The sequence below is a fragment of the Bradyrhizobium guangzhouense genome, from assembly GCF_004114955.1.
Lineage (GTDB): Bacteria > Pseudomonadota > Alphaproteobacteria > Rhizobiales > Xanthobacteraceae > Bradyrhizobium > Bradyrhizobium guangzhouense.
This window is the reverse complement of sequence record NZ_CP030053.1, coordinates 713,443-730,169: the sequence shown is the minus strand read 5'-3', so window position 1 is coordinate 730,169 and position 16,727 is coordinate 713,443. Positions and strand designations below refer to the sequence as shown.

Sequence of the window (16,727 nt, the reverse complement as noted above, 5' to 3'; positions counted from 1 at the left end):
CGTGAGAGGGGAGATCCATCGAGCTCTCCTAGATCAACCGCACACCTGAGATCGCCGATTTCAGCCAACGGAGCGCTTGTGGCGGTTGTGCCGCGAGCGGGGCGGCTGCGACCTTCTCGGTGCGGCACTTCTCCAGCTCGGCAACGAAATCCGACGACCATTGCTGGATGGTGTGGCCGCGCAATTTCTTCATCATCGCATCCCAGCGCATCTTGCGCTCCGTGAGCGGCATCGCAGCGGCGACTGCGATCGCGCGCGCCATGCCGTCGATGTCATGCGGGTTGACCAGCAACGCGGTGTCGAGCTCGTCGGCGGCGCCGGCGAATTTCGACAGCACCAGCACGCCGGGATCGGCCGGGTTCTGCGCGGCGACGTATTCCTTGGCGACGAGGTTCATACCGTCATGAAGCGGAGTCACCACGCCGACCTGCGCGGTGCGGTAGAGGCCGGCGAGCACGGCCTGGCTAAAGCCCTTGTTGAGATAGCGGATCGGCGTCCAGTCGACCTCGCCGTGGCGACCGTTGACGTCGGTGACGAGGCGGGCGACCTCGCTCTGGAGATTGCCATAGGCCTCGATTCCGCCGCGCGACGGATTGGCGATCTGCAGCAGCGAGATGCTCCGCGCAAACTGCGGCTGCTCCGTCCAGAGCCGATCGAACGCGCTGATGCGGTTGACGAGCCCCTTGGAATAGTCGAGCCGGTCGACGCCGATCGCCAGCCGCTCGCCGTTGAGGCTGCGGCGCAGGCGCGAAACGTCGGGATGCGAAGCCGACTTCGCGGCGTAGGCCGCGAACTTCTCCGCATCGATGCCGATCGGAAACACCTCGCAGCGCGTGCGGCCGTGCTGCGAGAGCACGACGCCGTCCTCGATGATGAGGCCGAGCTCGCCGCCGGCATAGCCGAGAAAATTCTGGCAATCACTCTCGGTCTGGAAACCGAGCAGGTCGTAGGCCAGCATCGCCGTGATCAGCTCACGATGATTGGGCACGCCCTGCATCACCGCAGCGACCGGCCACGGCGTGTGCAGGAAGAAGCCGACGGGATCATCGACGCCGAGATCGCGCAGCTCCGCGCCGAGCGCGAGGAAATGATAGTCCTGCACCCAGAACGCGGTCTTGTTTTTGCGGAAGCGCATCAGGGCCCGCGCCATGAAGGCGTTGACCTCGCGATAGCTGAGATAGTCATCGCGCGAGACGCGGATCAGATCGCTGCGCGAATGCAGCGCCGGCCACAATGCCGAGTTGGCAAAGCCTTCGTAATATCCGCCATAATGCGCGGCCGGCAGGTCCAGCGTCGCTATCGCGCCTGACCCCAGCGCCTCGATCTCGGCGAACGGCTCCTTCTGGTGGCCATCACGCACGCGGCCGGAGGAGCCGACCCAGATGGCGCCCGAATGCTCGACAACGGGAAGCAGTGCCGCTGCGAGGCCGCCCGTCATGGGCTCGTTGGGCTTGCCGCGCGCAACTCGATTTGAAACGACAACTAAGTTCACAGGTCGTCCCCTCCTGTTCATTCCACCCCGTTTAACTGCCGTTCATCAATATGGTTCCTGTCATCATTTCTACGAAATGAAACCAAAGTCAGGCATGCGCGTTGGAACCTGTTTCCTTCGAGGGAACCCGGAGATTTCACTCGGGAAAGACCGATTCCGCGCAGCCGGACGAGCGCGCGCAGGGGAACTGCGCGCGTGACAATATGGCCGTGCGATGACCGCGCCTTATTCCAACCTCGTGTCGTCGAGCAACCGCGCGAGGAACGCACGCACCTCGTTCGGCGCATCGAAGTGACCGTTGACACCGATGGCGCGGCGGCCGACCGAGAAGGAAAGCCCGTTCATGTCGGGCATGATCGCGAACACGGTTTCATCGGTGACGTCGTCGCCGATGAAGATCGGGCGGCGTCCCCTAAATGGCTCATGCTTCATCAGCTCGCGCACACCGGTCGCCTTGGTGAAACCGGAATGCTTGATTTCGCAGACGAACTTGCCGGGCAACACCTCGATCGGCGCATTGGGCAGATCGGCGCGGATCAGCGAGACGGCTTCATAGATCGCCTTCTCCGCATGCGGCGCGAGGCGATAATGCAGCGCCAGCGAATAGCCCTTGTCCTCGAGCAGAATACCGGGGCTGAGCTTTGCAATCGCGGCCAGCCGCCGCTTCAACTCCTTGTCCATCGGCGGCGCGTGCACGTCGTCGGCCTCGTTGTCCACCGACAGCCGCATCTCCGCACCGTGACCGGCAACGGCGCGAAACACGTCGGGAGCGAAGATCAGGTCGATGTCGTTGAGCGAGCGGCCGCTGACCATGGCCAGCGCGCCTGAGGTGCGCTCCGTCAGGCGATTCAGCGTCTCGGACAGGCCCGGAGGCACCCACACTTCGCGCGGTGTCGGCATCAGATCGAGCAGCGTGCCGTCGATGTCGAGCAGAATCGCGGTCTCGTCAAGATGCGGGACGAGCGCATGCGGCACGGGCACGGCGTCGGGCGCTTCTTCGTCAGGCATGGGAGGCTTCTGGTCCAGTTCGGCAAGTTCCGGTTTCATCAGTCTACTCCATGGAAGCGAGCGGCCGCGCGATTTGTTCGAGCGATTTGCGCTCCGCCGAGATTGCGTAGCGCCACGCCACGATCGCAGCCGCGATCATCAGGACGGCCCCCAGCAAATAGCCGGCGAACACGCTGTTGCGTGACCCCGTATCGATCAGCGCGCCGAACAGCGCAGGACCGATCACACCGCCGATGCCAGTGCCCACCGCATAGAACACCGCAATCGCCAGTGCGCGGACTTCCAGCGGGAAAGTCTCGCTGACGGTGAGATAGGCTGCGCTCGCCGCGGGCGACGCAAAGAAGAAGATCACCATCCAGGCGATGGTCTGCCCCTGCGCACTCAACGCGCCGGTCGAGAACAGATAGCCCGACACCGCCAGCAGCACGCCCGAGATACCATAGGTGAACATGATCATGGTGCGGCGGCCGAGCGTGTCGAACAGACGACCGAGCAAGAGCGGGCCGAGGAAATTGCCGGCCGCGAACGGCAGCAGGTACCAGCCGACGTGATCGGCGCTGATGCCATAGAAATCCGTCAGCACCAGCGCGAAAGTGAAGAAGATCGCATTGTAGAAGAAGGCCTGCGCGACCATCAGCGTCAGGCCAACCAGCGCGCGCTGGCGATAAGTGCCGAACAGGGTCTGCGCGACTTCGCTGATCGGGGTGTGATCGCGCATCTTCAGCCGCATCTTGGGGAAACTCTCGCGGCTCGCCTTCTGATCATGACCGATCACCGAGCGCTCGATGCCGTCGACGATCTCGTGCGCCTGCTCGGGGCGGCCATGGATCATCAGCCAGCGCGGGCTTTCCGGGATCCACATCCGCATCAACAGCACGACGAGGCCGATGGTGGCGCCAATGAGATAGGCAAGACGCCAGCCGAGATCGGGACCAATCACCGCGGGATCGAGCAGCACGATGGCCGCGACTGCGCCCATCGCCGCGCCGATCCAGAAGCTGCCGTTGATGACCAGATCCGTCCAGCCGCGATAGCGCGCAGGCACCAGCTCCTGGATGGTCGAGTTGATCGCAGTGTATTCGCCGCCGATGCCGGCGCCAGTGAGGAAGCGGAACAGCGCGTAGCTTGCGACATTCCACGACAGCGCGGTCGCGGCCGTCGCGGAGAGATAAAGGGCAAGCGTAATGAAGAACAGCTTCTTGCGGCCGATGCGATCGGTCAGCCAGCCAAACCCGAGCGCGCCGAGCACGGCGCCGGCAAGATAAGCAGAATTCGCGATTCCGAGATCGAGATTGGAGAAGCGCAGCGTCGGGCTCTGTTTCAGCGCCCCCGACAGCGCGCCTGCGAGCGTCACCTCGAGGCCGTCGAGAATCCAGGTGATGCCCAGCGCCAGCACCACGCGGGTGTGGAAGCTGCTCCAGGGTAGGGCATCGAGCCGCGCGGGAATGCTGGTCTCGATGATGCGATCGGTTGCGGCCGCCCTCGAGACTACGGATCCATCATTCAGCGCTGCGCTCTGCTGCAATTCCATGACATTGCTGGGTCTGGGGGTGCGGCATTCGGCCCGGCCACCTGCGACAACGTCTGCGGCATCTGCCGGTTCCCTTAGGAACGTCGGCGAATGCCGGCCGTTTCCGCTGCAGCCGCAAGGAGTTGATGCATGGCTCATGTCAGAAAGACGACACATTCGCGCAAACCAGCAGCACGGAAGAAAACCAGCGCGAGGCGCAGCGGCCCCCTTAAGAGCACAAAGCACGCCGCGCCCAAGCGCTGGTCGCAGCGCGTGACGAAGGAGAGCGACGCGCTCGATCTGAAGCGCGGTGTGTTCAAGCTCACAAGCCCGAAGAAGATCGCAGCCTCGCTGAAGCGCTCGGCCGAACACAGCACGCGCCGCAAGACCGGCGCCTATCGCTCCGCGCTGTCGATGCTGACGTTCTACATCAACCGCGCCGGCAAGACCTTACCAAGGACACAGCGTGAGCGATTGGAAAAAGCGAAGGTGGAGCTGAAGCGGGCGTTCGGGAAGGAATGAGCCTGTAGCCGCGCCACTTACTTCGCTGTCGTCCCGGACAAGCGCAAATTCCGACGACGCGCGGCGTTGTCGGGAGTGAAGCGCCGATCGGGGACCCATACTCCGCAGCAATCGTTTTGCGAAGACTCGGAGTTGCCAGCTCGTGTAACAGCGAAGTTCGGTGGTTATGGGTCCCGGATCGGCGCGCGCTTGAGGCGCGCTTGTCCGGGACGACAGCGGAGGGTGATGTCACGGCGCGGACTTCAGATGCAGCGAAGTTACGCCGCCCTGATATTCGCCATGAAGCGGTCGAGCTCGGCGCGGAGGCGGGTGCTTTCGGACGACAGCGTCTTCGCCGAATTCAGCACCTCCTCGGAGGCCGAGCCGGTTTCGGCCGCGCCGCGGTTGACCTGGCCGATATCGGTTGCGGCTGTCTCGGTGCCCTGCGCGACGTTCTGGACGCTGCGGGCGATCTCCTGGGTCGCGGCGCCCTGCTCTTCCACCGCGCTGGCAATCGAGGTCGAGATCGACGAGATCTTGCCGATGGTCGCACCGATCTCCTTGATCGCGGCGACCGACTCGGCGGTCGCGCCCTGCATGCCCGCGATGTGCGACGAAATTTCGTCGGTCGCCTTGGCGGTCTGGCTCGCCAGCGACTTCACCTCGCTTGCGACCACCGCAAAGCCGCGGCCGGCTTCACCGGCACGCGCCGCCTCAATGGTCGCATTCAGCGCCAGAAGATTGGTCTGCTCGGCAATCGCGGTGATCAGCTTGACCACCTCGCCGATCTGCTGAGCCGCGTGCGAGAGCTTGCCGATCCGGCCGTCGGTCTCCTTGGCCTGGACCACGGCAGCCTCGGCAATGCGGCTGGAATCGCGGACCTGGCGGCCGATCTCCTCGACCGAGGCCGACAGCTCTTCCGTCGCGGTCGCGACCGACTGCATGTTGCTCGAGGCCTGTTCGGAGACGCCGGCGACCTGGCTCGACAAGGTCTGCGTGGTCTCGGCGGTACGCGTCAGTGTGGACGCCGACGATTCGAGCTGCACGGCAGAGGCCGAAACATTGGATACGATTGCGCCCACGGCGCTCTCGAAATCATCGGCAAAGCGGATCAGCTCGGCGCGGCGGCTTGCCGCCTGCTCCCTGTTCTGGGATTCGCTGGCCGCCGCATCGCGCTCGGCTTTGGCCACGGCCTGGACCTTGAACTCCTCGACGGCACTGGCCATCTCGCCGATCTCGTCCTTGCGCCCGAGGCCGGGCAACACGACGTCGAAATTGCCCGAGGCGAGCTCACGCATCGCCTTGCACATCGCGATCATCGGCCGCGAGATGCCATTGCCGAGCATCAGCGCCAGCGCGGCACCGATGGCGAGACCGCCTAGCGCCAGCATCAGCATCAGCTGCTCGGTTTCCCCGATCGCCGTATTCGCGCCCGCCTCGATGCGCTGCTGATCGGCCGACAGGTCCGACCGCAATTCGCCGGAGAGCTTGAGGATGGAAGCCGCCGTTTTGGTCATCTCGGCATTCGACTTGACGATGACCTTCACGTTCTCCGACAGCTTTGCGAAGGAGGCGCGGTATTGCTTCAAGAGATTGCCGATCTCGGTGACACGGTCGGTAATCTTCTGGTCGTTGGCGTAGATCGAGACCAGCAGTGTTTCCAAGAATTTGATGCGGGCGACGACCCCGTCGGCGGTCTTCGGATCCGGCTTGGCAACGAAGGCGCCGACCGATGTGGACACCGCAAGATATTGCGAGGTGATGTCCTTGGCCGTTGTCTGCACCGACGCGAGCCCGGCAAGCGCTGCGGTATCGGCGAGATCGTCGAATTTGAAGCGGATCTTGTTGCCGACAGCGTTCAGCTCATCGGCAGCGATCTTGTTGTTGGCGCGGGTCAGCGTGATGATCTCGCCGAAGACCTTTGTGAAGCGCTGGAACTCGGCCTCGAGCTTGCCGATCTCCTCGCGGCGTGCCGCGCCGGACGTCGCGGACATCGACTTGGCGATCGCCGCCTTCAGATTCTCTTCCGCCGCCTTGGCCGCGGTTTCGTCATCCGCCGCACCGGTCAGCGTGTAAGCCCTGGTCAGCCCCTGATAGCTGATCAACTCGCGATCGATGGTCCGTGCCAGGTTTGCTTCCGCCACGCTGGTCCGGTAGGACGCGACGGCCCCCGCAATTCGCTCGAAACCGAAATAGGCGAACGCCATGCTGACGGCGAGGATGGCCAGCACCGCCACGAAGCCGAGGATGATTTTTGCACGAAAACGCAAGGTGAAGAGCCTCAAAGAGCTCGGCTTCGACTTCACGGACATTCCCCCACCCCATTCCATTCGCGGAAAAAACAGGCGCAGCCCGGCAGCAGCCCGCTCCCCGACTCACGTGCACGGTAAATGGCAAAGGATAAGCCGCGGTAAATTTGCCACACCGCAACTTGCGGTGAGGTGTCGCGGGGCGGCGCCTTACGCCGCCCGGATGTTCGCCATGAAGCGGTCGAGCTCGGCGCGGAGGCGGGTGCTTTCGGACGACAGCGTCTTCGCCGAATTCAGCACCTCCTCGGAGGCCGAGCCGGTTTCCGCCGCGCCGCGGTTGACCTGGCCGATATCGGTCGCGGCTGTCTGGGTGCCCTGCGCGACGTTCTGGACGCTGCGGGCGATCTCCTGGGTCGCGGCGCCCTGCTCTTCCACCGCGCTGGCGATCGAGGTCGAGATCGACGAGATCTTGCCGATGGTCGCACCGATCTCCTTGATCGCGGCGACCGACTCGGCGGTCGCGCCCTGCATGCCCGCGATGTGCGACGAAATTTCGTCGGTCGCCTTGGCGGTCTGGCTCGCCAGCGACTTCACCTCGCTTGCGACCACCGCAAAGCCGCGGCCGGCTTCACCGGCACGCGCCGCCTCGATGGTGGCATTCAGCGCGAGCAGATTGGTCTGCTCGGCAATCGCGGTGATCAGCTTGACCACCTCGCCGATCTGCTGAGCCGCGTGCGAGAGCTTGCCGATCCGGCCATCCGTTTCCTTGGCCTGGACCACGGCGGCCTCGGCAATGCGGCTGGAATCGCGGACCTGGCGGCCGATCTCCTCGACCGAGGCCGACAGCTCTTCCGTCGCGGTCGCGACCGACTGCATGTTGCTCGAGGCCTGTTCGGAGACGCCGGCGACCTGGCTCGACAAGGTCTGCGTGGTCTCGGCGGTACGCGTCAGTGTGGACGCCGACGATTCAAGCTGCACGGCAGAGGCCGAAACATTGGATACGATTGCGCCCACGGCGCTCTCGAAATCATCGGCAAAGCGGATCAGCTCGGCGCGGCGGCTTGCCGCCTGCTCCCTGTTCTGGGCTTCGCTGGCCGCCGCATCGCGCTCGGCTTTGGCCACGGCCTGGACCTTGAACTCCTCGACGGCACTGGCCATCTCGCCGATCTCGTCCTTGCGCCCGAGGCCGGGCAACACGACGTCGAAATTGCCCGAGGCGAGCTCACGCATCGCCTTGCACATCGCGATCATCGGCCGCGAGATGCCGGTGCCGAGCAGGAAGGCAAGGACCGCACCCAACAGCGTGCCGCCGACGGCCAGCATCAACACCAGTTGCTCGGTCTTGCCGATGGTCGCTTCCGATTCCGAATCCAGCCGCTGCTGTTCGGCGACCAGATCCGCCTTCATCGCCGAGGCGCCACGCAAGATCGCACCGGCCGAGCCGCTCATCTCGGTGACGAGATCGTCGACCAGCTTGGCGTTGGCGATCAGCTTCGCCAGCGCTTCGCGATAGGCGACGAGGATGGTCTTGGCATCCTTCAGGCCTGCGACGACCGTATCGTCCATGGAATAGACCGCGCCGAGCGAGTTCTCGACGAATTTCAGCCGCGCCAATGCGCTGTTTGCGATCGACTGGTCGGACGTCAGGACGAAATTGGTCGCCGCGGCGCTCGCAGTCTGAAACTGGGCGTTGACCTGCTTGGTGCCGAATTCGATCGCCTGCGCCTCGGAATCTGGGGCGTTGTTGCCGATATCATCAAGCTTGTATTTCAGCAGATTGGCCTGGCGCGTGAGCTGGTTCTGCACCAGCAGCGCGCTGTCGCGCTTGGCCTGCAGGACCTTGGCGAAGGTTGCGGAAAAATTCGAGAATTCCTTGGCGAGCTTGTCGAGGCTGTCCTGCCGTGCCGGCGACTTGGCGCTCTTGACGGCCTGGTCGATGGCGTTCTTCAGGCTGGCTTCGGCGTCCAGCGCCGCCTTGGCGTCGTCCTCCTTGCCGGTGACGACGAAATATTTGACGGCCGAGCGGTAGCCGAGCAGCTCGCGGTCGATGTTGCGGGCGAGATCGGCCTCCGAGACGCTGCTCCGATAGGAGCCGACGCCGGACGAAACCCGCTCGAAGCCGAAATAGGCGAATGCCATGCTTCCGGCAGAGATCACCAGCACGGCGGCAAAGCCGAGGATGATCTTGGCGCGGAACCGGAGGGTGGGAAATATGCTGCGCTTCGACGGCGACGCGGTACGCCCGGACATTCCAACCCCCATTTCGTCTATTCAACCGCGATCCGGAGGCGCCCCGCCCCCAGACCCGATGCGCAAAACTAGGGCAGAAACGATAAAGGGCGGTAAATTCGGCGGGGCGGCGAGGCTGATTGCCTTCGGCCCGACCGATGCCCCGCAGCGTCCGGTCGCCGAGTTGCGGCAGGGCGGAAAAGACCTTACTGTCTGGACACTTGTCAGGCATTCGGCGCGAGACCGAGGTGAGCCTCGAGGGAGAAACGGAGTGGGGCAAGCCGACTTTCGGTTTGGCGACGCATCCGGCGTTGCCGTTGCGAAATCGAAGGCTGCGACCGTCGACGGAGCTGTCACCGAGCTTGCGGCGCAGCTGCCGCCGGACGATTTGGCCCTGATCCTGGTCTTCGTCTCACCTCACTACGACCCCCACCATTTCATCGCCGAGATCAGCCGGCACTTCGACACGACGCCTGTCTGCGGCTGCACGACCGCCGGTGAACTCGCACCCGACGGCTGGGACGAGAACAGCGTGGTGGCGCTGGCATTCAGCCGGGCTGATTTTACCGCAGTGGTCCGGCCGATCCTCAATCTCGACAGCTTCCGGGTCGAGGACGGACGGCGGATCGGCGGGGAGCTGTGCCACGAGCTGCTGCGCGTGACCCCACAGGTCGACCGGGGCAATTCGTTCGGCCTGGTCCTGATCGACGGGCTCTGCCGCCGGGAAGAGGCGGTGATGTCCGCCATCTACGCCTCGCTCGACGACATCCCGATCGTCGGAGGGTCGGCGGGCGACGGGTTGCGCTTCGAGAGGACGTGGGTGTTCTTCGAAGGCAACGCCTATACGAACGCCGCCCTCCTGATCCTTCTCAACACGTCGCTGCCCTTCAAGGTCTTCAAGTGCGACAATTTCGAGCCGATGCCGCAGAAGATGGTGGTCACTGAAGCCGACATCGAGAGCCGCACGGTGAAGGAGCTGAACGCGGAGCCCGCCGCGGAGGAATATTCCCGCATGGTCGGCATCATGGCCGACGCCAAGCTCGACCCTTTCTCCTTTGCGTCCCACCCGGTACTGGTGCGTGTCGGCGGTTCCTATTACGCGCGGTCGATCCAGCGGGTCGAGCCCGACGGTTCGCTGCATTTCTTTTGCGCCATCGACGAGGGCATGGTGCTCACCGCCGCCACCTCGCGCAGTCTCGTCGGCTCGACGCAGGACGTCTTCGCGCAAATGCAGGATCAGATCGGCGAGGTGTCTCTTTATATCGGCTTCGAGTGCCTGCTCCGCCGGCTGGATGCCGAGCAGCACCAGCTCGCCCGCGACATGTCCGAGCTGTATCGACAGAACCGGGTCGTCGGTTTCCACACCTATGGTGAACAGTTCGGCTCGATGCACGTGAACCAGACATTCACGGGCGTCGCCATCGGCAGGCGGCAGGCGTGACCGAGGCGTGGCAGGATCCCGCGACGGTCGAGCAGCTGCGGCGCGAGACCGCGAAGCTGAAGAAGATCAATGCCGCGCTGATGTCGCGCGTCGAGCGCTCGATGGACCAGCAGCTCAACGCCTTTTCATTGTTCGAAACCGCCATTGCGCTCGACCACAAGGTTCGCGACCGGACCCACCAGCTGCGTGAGGCATTGCATTCGATCGAACGTGCCAATGAAGGCCTGTATCGCGCCAAGCAGCAGGCGGAGGCGGCGAGCTCGCTGAAATCCTCGGTGCTGATTTCGGTCACCCACGATCTGCTGCAGCCGCTGAACGCGGCGCGCCTGACCTTGTCGGCGCTGACGGAGATGGTGGCATCGCAGGATGCCGGCCTGCTGATCGATCAGGTCGACCGCTCCCTGCTGACGCTGGAAGACCTGCTGCGCTCTCTGCTCGAGATCGCCAAGCTCGATGCCGGCGCACTCAAGCCCGACGTGCGGCCGCTGGCGCTGGCGCCGCTGTTCGAGCAGCTGCGCAACGAATTCGAGCCGATCGCCGCGCGGCAGCGCCTGGCTTTGCAGATCTGCACGACGGACCTCGCGGTCGCCTCGGATGCGATGATGCTGCGGCGGATCCTGCAGAACCTGATCGCGAACGCGATCCGCTATACCCGGGTTGGCGGTGTCACCATGGACTGCGGGCATTGCGCCAACAGGGTCTATGTCGAGGTTTCGGACACCGGGCCTGGAATTCCGCAGGCGCAGCAGGAGGCGATCTTCCGCGAATTCCAGCGCGGCGATGCCAGCGCGACCGATCAGGCCGGGTTCGGGCTCGGCCTGTCCATCGTGCGCCGTTTCGCAACCGTGCTCGGGCACGAGGTGGGCCTGTCATCGCAGATCGGCCAGGGCTCGACCTTCACGGTCGAGATGGAAGGAGCCGAACGCACCGAGGTCATCGACGAGGCCCATGCCACCAAGTTCGCGGAACGGCAATATGGCGGGCTCGAAGGCGCCAAGATCCTTCTCATCGAAAACGATCCGTCGGGCTCGGAAGCGATGGCTGCCCTGCTCGAAGGCTGGGGTTGCGACGTCGCCACCACGCGGTCCGGCGCGGACGCCTTGCTGCGCCTCAGCGAGCTCGGCGGCGCGCCGGACGCAGTGATCGCCGATCTCCACCTCGACCACGGCGAGAGCGGCCTGTCGGCCATCGCCGACGTCCGGGCGCATCTGAAGCTCGACACACCGGCGATGATCATCACGGCCGACTACTCCGAGAAGGCCGCCAAGGAAGCGAGCCTGCATGGGCTCGAGGTGCTGAAGAAGCCGATCAAGCCCGCCGAGATGCGGGCACTGCTGTCGTTCCTGCTGAGCTAGGGCGTGCCGGCCAGGGCAAATGTCAAAAACAACCCCATGCACAGTAGCGGTAATATATTACATTCTTCCAGCGCCCTGACTTCCAATCAAGATCATTGACCGAATGGAGACCCGGCCGACGCGACGAGACGGAAGAGGATCGCGTCACGGCTGATCCGACCGGACTCGCTCGCGCGTCGTGCTGGCCTCGGCCGCCAGGGTCGCGAAATCGATCCTGGCCATTTCGACGATGGCCTTGGTGCGACTGACCACGTTGAGCTTGCGCAGGATGTCGGAGACGTGGACTTTCACCGTGGTCTCCGAGATCTTCAGCTCAAAGGCGATCTGCTTGTTCTGCAGGCCGCGTTTGAGCATTTCGAGCACGCGCAATTGCTGCGGCGTCAGCTCATGCAGGCGCTTGATCAGATCCTGCGCCGGGCCGGAGCTGCGCTGCGGGCGGACGGGCGCGCGGTAGGCGGCGGGCACGCAGATCGAGCCGCGCAGCACCTCGCCGATCGACTGCGCCAGATCCTGCTTGGACGCCGATTTGAGGATGTAGCCGGCCACGCCGAGCGACAGGGCGCCGGCAATGATCTGCGGATCCTGATGTCCCGATACGATGACGACCGGAATCCTGGGAAACGACTTGCGGATGCGGATGATGCCTGAAAGACCCGTCGTGCCCGGCATCGACAGATCGAGCAGGATGAGATCGAGCTCCGATGTCGCTCCGGCCTGCTCGATCGCGCCGTCGATCGAAATCGCCTGAAGGATCTCGGCCGTCGGCGCCACCATCTGGAGCGCGCCTTCGAGCGCCTCGCGAAACAACGGATGATCTTCGACAATCAGAAATCGCATCGCGCGTAAGCCACCGTGAAGGTCTTGGTGAAGGTCTTGCCGGAAACCTCGCCCGGGATGTGACCGGAATGGATGTTGAATTGCTTCAAGTCAGAGTGTCCCAGCCGGGCCGGACCGGCTTGACCCAAGTCAAAAACGAGGCCGGCCGTCATTGCGGCTTCCCGCGATCGACCCGCGCCTGAGGGCGCCCCCTGGGATCGGGCAGGTCCATCTTGCCGATCTCGATCACGGCCTTGTTGCGGCTGAACAGGCCGAGCTTGCGCAGGATCTCGGTGATATGTGCCTTCACCGTGGATTCGGCGAGCGCAAGCTCTTGCGCGATCTGCCGGTTCGGGAAGCCGCGACGCAAGAGATCAAGCACGCGAAGCTGCTGCGGCGTGAGCTCGCGCAGCTTGACCTCGAGCGCCTTGCTGGCATCGGCCCGGCGCAGCCGCGGCGCCGCGACGAAATCCTTCGGCACCGACACCGATCCGCTGAGTACACCCTCGATCGATTGCGCGAGCTCACGCTTCGAGGTCGACTTCGGCAGATAGCCGGCGGCTCCCAGCGCCAGCGCCTCGCGAACGATGTGCTGATCCTCCTCGCTCGACACGATGGCGACGGGCAGACGCGGATAGGCCTCGCGCAAACGCAGGAAGCCGGAGAAGCCGGTCGCATCCGGCAGCGACAGATCGAGCAGAGCGAGGTCGATGCCCTGCTCGGCGAGCAGGATATGCAGCGCGTCCTCGATCGACATCGCCTCGAAGATTTGCGCCTCCGGCAAGGCCAGCCGCACGGCATTGCCGAGCGCTTCGCGAAACAGCGGATGATCGTCGATGATCAGGAAGCTGGTCATGGCGCCTTCCCAGGATCGCGCCGCACAGGCATCCGCCGCGACAGCGGAAGCGACACATCGATGCGGCACCCGCCCGGCAAGATGATGCCGGACGGAAGCTAGCACATCCTCCCGATCGCGTTTGGTCAAGGTCGTTCAGTCATTGGATTCGGTCTGGACCGTCAGCAGGAAGGAATAGATGCTGTCGAACTGGTCGTCGGTGAAGACCTCTTTCCAGGACGGCATGCCCTTGCTCGGCCGTCCTTCATGCACGGTCGTCCAGAATGTCTGGCGCATGTCCTCGCCGTAGCGGTGACGCAGTAGCCGCAGGTCGATCTTGCGCTCGCTCTGGATCGCGTCGGGACCGTGACAATGCGCGCAAGTTCCATTGAAGATTTCCTTGCCCGCACCGACGGCCTCGGCGGCGGGCGCCGTCGCGTCGCCCTTGATCTCGGTCGCGGCGACATTGGCGATCTCGGTGACGTGAATTCCGGTCTGGGCTCCGCTTCCCATGCCCGTCGTCGTTCCCGCGGGCACCCCCCGGCTCGCGCCGAAGCGGACCGGCTCGCCGCCCGGCAAGCCGTATTTGACCGCGAGCTCGCCAATCGTCCGTTGAAGCTGCGGCAAGACGGCATCGACGCGATCACGAAGCTCGGTGGACGTCTTCGCAAAGCCGATGGCTGCGTCCCATGACAGCCCTTCGCCCTCGGTGAGCTGGATCTGGTAGCGGGCGTTGTAGCTGGTCTTGTTCAGCCAGCCGGCAACCGGCGCCCAAATGAAGGCGACGTCAGCCTTGCCCTGGTCCAGCGCCTGCATGCCTTCTTCCGGTGACAGCACGGTCACCATCTGAACGTCGTCGCGGCTCGCGAGCAGGTTTTGCGGCGTGCTGGCGTACTGCACCGCGACCCGCTTGCCCCTGAGGCCGTCGATGCCGCCGAGGGCCTGCCCCTTCGCGGCCACGAGGGCATAGCCTTCCTTCGCGAACGAACGGGAGAAGATCACGGCCGGCCCCATGAAGTCCTCGGACCGCGGCAGCCCGATCATGGCGTCGCATTGCTTGCCGAGCAACGTCACGCGCACGGTGCGCTTGCCGAAATAGGATTTGTACCAATCATAGGCGACCGGCCGGCCGAGCGCCTGCGCCAGCGCTTGCCCGATCTCGACATAGAAGCCCGGCTGCGACGGACTATCGCTGGAGAACGGAAGATTGGTCGGATCGGCGCAGAGACGAAGCGGCTGCACCTCGTCGGCGTGAGCCATGATAGCAGGTGCGATCATCGCGGACGCGGCGGCCCATGCGGCGAGCCCGGCAATGCTATGGTTCCGCTTCTTGCCACTTCCAAGATGTATCGGACGCATCCTCATCTCCCGCAGTTGGGAATTGTTGGACCGGTCGTTGCGGCACACGCCATCAGCCGAGCCGCAACGATCGTCTGGAAAAGGCGCGCGCGTATCCCGTCACCTCGAGGATACGCGCGCCAGTGGTCACTGGACGGAGAACACGAAGAGAGAACCGCCCTCGGGCGCAGCGGCCGTCATCTTCTTGCCAATGTCGCCCAGGAACGCAGGTATCGAGGCCGTACGACCGACGACGATGGCGACATACTGCTTGCCGCCGACCTCATAGGTCACCGGCCCGGCGCCGATGCCGGAGCCGAGATTCCGGCTCCAGAGCACCTTGCCGTTCTTGGCATCGATGGCGCGGAAATCGCCGTGAAGGTTGCCTGCGAACACCAAGCCGCCGCCGGTGGTCAGCGTGCCGCCATTGAACGGCAGGTCTTCCTTGATCGACCAGACCTTCTTCTGAGCGACCGGATCCCAGGCCATGAGTTCGCCGAGGAATCCGCCGGGGCCTTCCTTGGTCGGGAATTCGGCGCCGAGATAGAACACCCCGCGCTTGTAGGAGACATCGCCGACCGACCAGTCCATGCAGACATTGTTGGACGGGATGTAGACGAGGCCGGTCTCGGGGTTGAACGACATCGGCTGCCAGTTCTTGCCGCCAATCAGGTTCGGGCAGATGTCCTTGGCGGGATGGTTCGGGCCCGGACGCTTGTCCGGATCCTCGTCCGCGCGCATGGTGTTGACGTCCCACTTCTTGGCCCAGTTGGAGAACACGTATTTCTCCGCCGAGAGCACCTTGCCGGTCTCGCGATTGGCGACGAAGAAGTAGCCGTTGCGATCCGCCTTCATCAGCGCCGGCACCGTGTTGCCGCCGATCTTGAGATCGGCAAGAACGGCTTCGTTGACGCCGTCATAGTCCCAGGCGTCGGCGGGTGTGGTCTGGATGTGCCACTTGATCTTGCCGGTGTTGGGATCGAGCGCGAGCGTCGAGGCGGTGTAGAGGTTGGTCAGCTTGCCGAAATTGCCGTCGCCGGTCGAGCGGACGCCGGTGTTCCACGGACCCGGATTGCTGGTGCCCCAATAGACGGTGTCGGTCTTCGCATCGTAGGAGCCGACCAGCCAGGCCGCGCCGCCACCGTGCTGGGCGGAGTCGCCTTTCCAGCTGTCGCCGCCGGGCTCGTCCGGCGAGGGAACGGTGAAGGTCTGCCAGAGCTGCTTGCCGGTATTGATATCGAAAGCCTGCAGCGAACCACGCACGCCATATTCGCCACCGCCGAAGCCGGTGATGACCTTGTCGCGCACGACGAGCGGCGGCGAGGTGATGACCGAGCCCTGCTTGTAATCGACGACCTTCGTCGTCCACAGCGCCTTGCCGGTCGCCGCATCCAGCGCCGTCAGCTTGCCGTCGAGACGGCCGACGAAGATCTTGCCGTCGGCATAGGACACGCCGCGATTGTTGACGTCGCAGCACGCATATTGCAGCACGTCATCCGGAATTTCCGGCTCGTAGGTCCACTTGCGCTTGCCGGTCGCGGCCTCGAGTGCGTAGACGTATTTCGGACCCCAGGAGGTCGAGACGTAGAGCGTGTCGCCGATCACGATCGGCGAGGATTCGTTCGAACGGAGCGAGGCGAGCGAGAACGAATAGGCGAGAGTCAGCTTGCCGGCGTTCTCGGTGTTGATCTGCTTGAGTGGACTGAAGCGCGTGTTGCCGTAATCGTGACCGGCAACGGCCCACTGGTTGGAATCGGATTGCGCCTTGATCAGGGAGTCGTTGGCGCGAACGCCTGGTGTCGCGGCGGCCAGCATCGCAATCATCGAAATGCCGGCCAAGAAGGCCCTTGTTCCAAAGGTCATGTATTCCCTCCGATGTTGTTGTGTGCACCACGTTGGGCGCTCGTGATGCGCAGTTCGTCTGCGAACCATCGACCGGAATTACAACATCGC

The 16,727-nt window shown here is 64.2% G+C and carries 13 protein-coding genes; 3 read left to right on the top strand and 10 right to left on the bottom strand.

What is annotated here, in order from left to right; all coding sequences use genetic code 11:
* Window positions 1-28: 28 nt before the first annotated feature.
* The 3 genes from XH91_RS03520 to XH91_RS03510 form a co-directional block, all read right to left on the bottom strand.
* On the bottom strand, window positions 29-1,492 hold the full coding sequence (locus XH91_RS03520) for a trehalose-6-phosphate synthase (protein ID WP_164933886.1): 1,464 nt from the start codon (window positions 1,490-1,492) through the stop codon (window positions 29-31).
* A gap of 225 nt (window positions 1,493-1,717) precedes the next feature.
* Entirely contained in the window at window positions 1,718-2,539 is an 822-nt protein-coding gene (gene otsB / locus XH91_RS03515; RefSeq protein ID WP_128949294.1) for a trehalose-phosphatase, read from the bottom strand.
* A gap of 4 nt (window positions 2,540-2,543) precedes the next feature.
* Complete coding sequence (locus tag XH91_RS03510) at window positions 2,544-4,031, bottom strand: MFS transporter (protein ID WP_128949293.1); 1,488 nt, start codon at window positions 4,029-4,031, stop codon at window positions 2,544-2,546.
* A gap of 129 nt (window positions 4,032-4,160) precedes the next feature.
* Here XH91_RS03510 and XH91_RS03505 point away from each other — a divergent pair, with 129 nt between their 5' ends.
* Window positions 4,161-4,532, top strand: a complete 372-nt coding sequence (locus XH91_RS03505; RefSeq protein ID WP_128949292.1) for a DUF3175 domain-containing protein — start codon at window positions 4,161-4,163, stop codon at window positions 4,530-4,532.
* 257 nt (window positions 4,533-4,789) lie between these two features.
* Here the strand turns inward: XH91_RS03505 and XH91_RS03500 are convergent, their stop codons facing one another.
* Window positions 4,790-6,823 carry a methyl-accepting chemotaxis protein gene (locus XH91_RS03500; protein WP_128949291.1) on the bottom strand — a complete coding sequence of 678 codons (2,034 nt, stop codon included), beginning with the start codon at window positions 6,821-6,823 and terminating at the stop codon, window positions 4,790-4,792.
* 147 nt (window positions 6,824-6,970) lie between these two features.
* Window positions 6,971-9,010: a methyl-accepting chemotaxis protein gene (locus XH91_RS03495; protein WP_128949290.1), complete on the bottom strand. Its 2,040-nt coding sequence runs from the start codon at window positions 9,008-9,010 to the stop codon at window positions 6,971-6,973.
* A gap of 250 nt (window positions 9,011-9,260) precedes the next feature.
* Between XH91_RS03495 and XH91_RS03490 the strand changes: the two genes are divergently transcribed.
* Together XH91_RS03490 and XH91_RS03485 are read left to right on the top strand one after the other, a co-directional pair.
* Window positions 9,261-10,430, top strand: coding sequence for an FIST N-terminal domain-containing protein (locus XH91_RS03490; protein ID WP_128954708.1), 1,170 nt, complete (start codon window positions 9,261-9,263; stop codon window positions 10,428-10,430).
* Entirely contained in the window at window positions 10,427-11,785 is a 1,359-nt protein-coding gene (locus XH91_RS03485; protein ID WP_128949289.1) for a hybrid sensor histidine kinase/response regulator, read from the top strand. Before XH91_RS03490 ends, XH91_RS03485 begins: the two co-directional genes overlap by 4 nt.
* Window positions 11,786-11,929: 144 nt before the next feature.
* Here XH91_RS03485 and XH91_RS03480 read toward each other — a convergent pair whose 3' ends face one another.
* From XH91_RS03480 to XH91_RS03465, 5 genes are all read right to left on the bottom strand, one after another.
* Window positions 11,930-12,622 (bottom strand): response regulator, encoded by a 693-nt coding sequence (locus XH91_RS03480; RefSeq protein WP_128949288.1) that lies wholly within the window; start codon window positions 12,620-12,622, stop codon window positions 11,930-11,932.
* Window positions 12,610-12,774 carry a hypothetical protein gene (locus XH91_RS38675; RefSeq protein ID WP_164933887.1) on the bottom strand — a complete coding sequence of 55 codons (165 nt, stop codon included), beginning with the start codon at window positions 12,772-12,774 and terminating at the stop codon, window positions 12,610-12,612. The genes XH91_RS03480 and XH91_RS38675 overlap by 13 nt, the downstream gene beginning before the upstream one ends.
* Window positions 12,771-13,457 (bottom strand): response regulator, encoded by a 687-nt coding sequence (locus tag XH91_RS03475; protein WP_128949287.1) that lies wholly within the window; start codon window positions 13,455-13,457, stop codon window positions 12,771-12,773. Before XH91_RS03475 ends, XH91_RS38675 begins: the two co-directional genes overlap by 4 nt.
* Window positions 13,458-13,592: 135 nt before the next feature.
* On the bottom strand, window positions 13,593-14,801 hold the full coding sequence (locus XH91_RS03470; RefSeq protein WP_164933888.1) for a c-type cytochrome: 1,209 nt from the start codon (window positions 14,799-14,801) through the stop codon (window positions 13,593-13,595).
* A 120-nt stretch (window positions 14,802-14,921) separates the two neighbouring features.
* Entirely contained in the window at window positions 14,922-16,637 is a 1,716-nt protein-coding gene (locus tag XH91_RS03465; RefSeq protein WP_128949286.1) for a PQQ-dependent methanol/ethanol family dehydrogenase, read from the bottom strand.
* Window positions 16,638-16,727 lie beyond the last annotated feature (90 nt).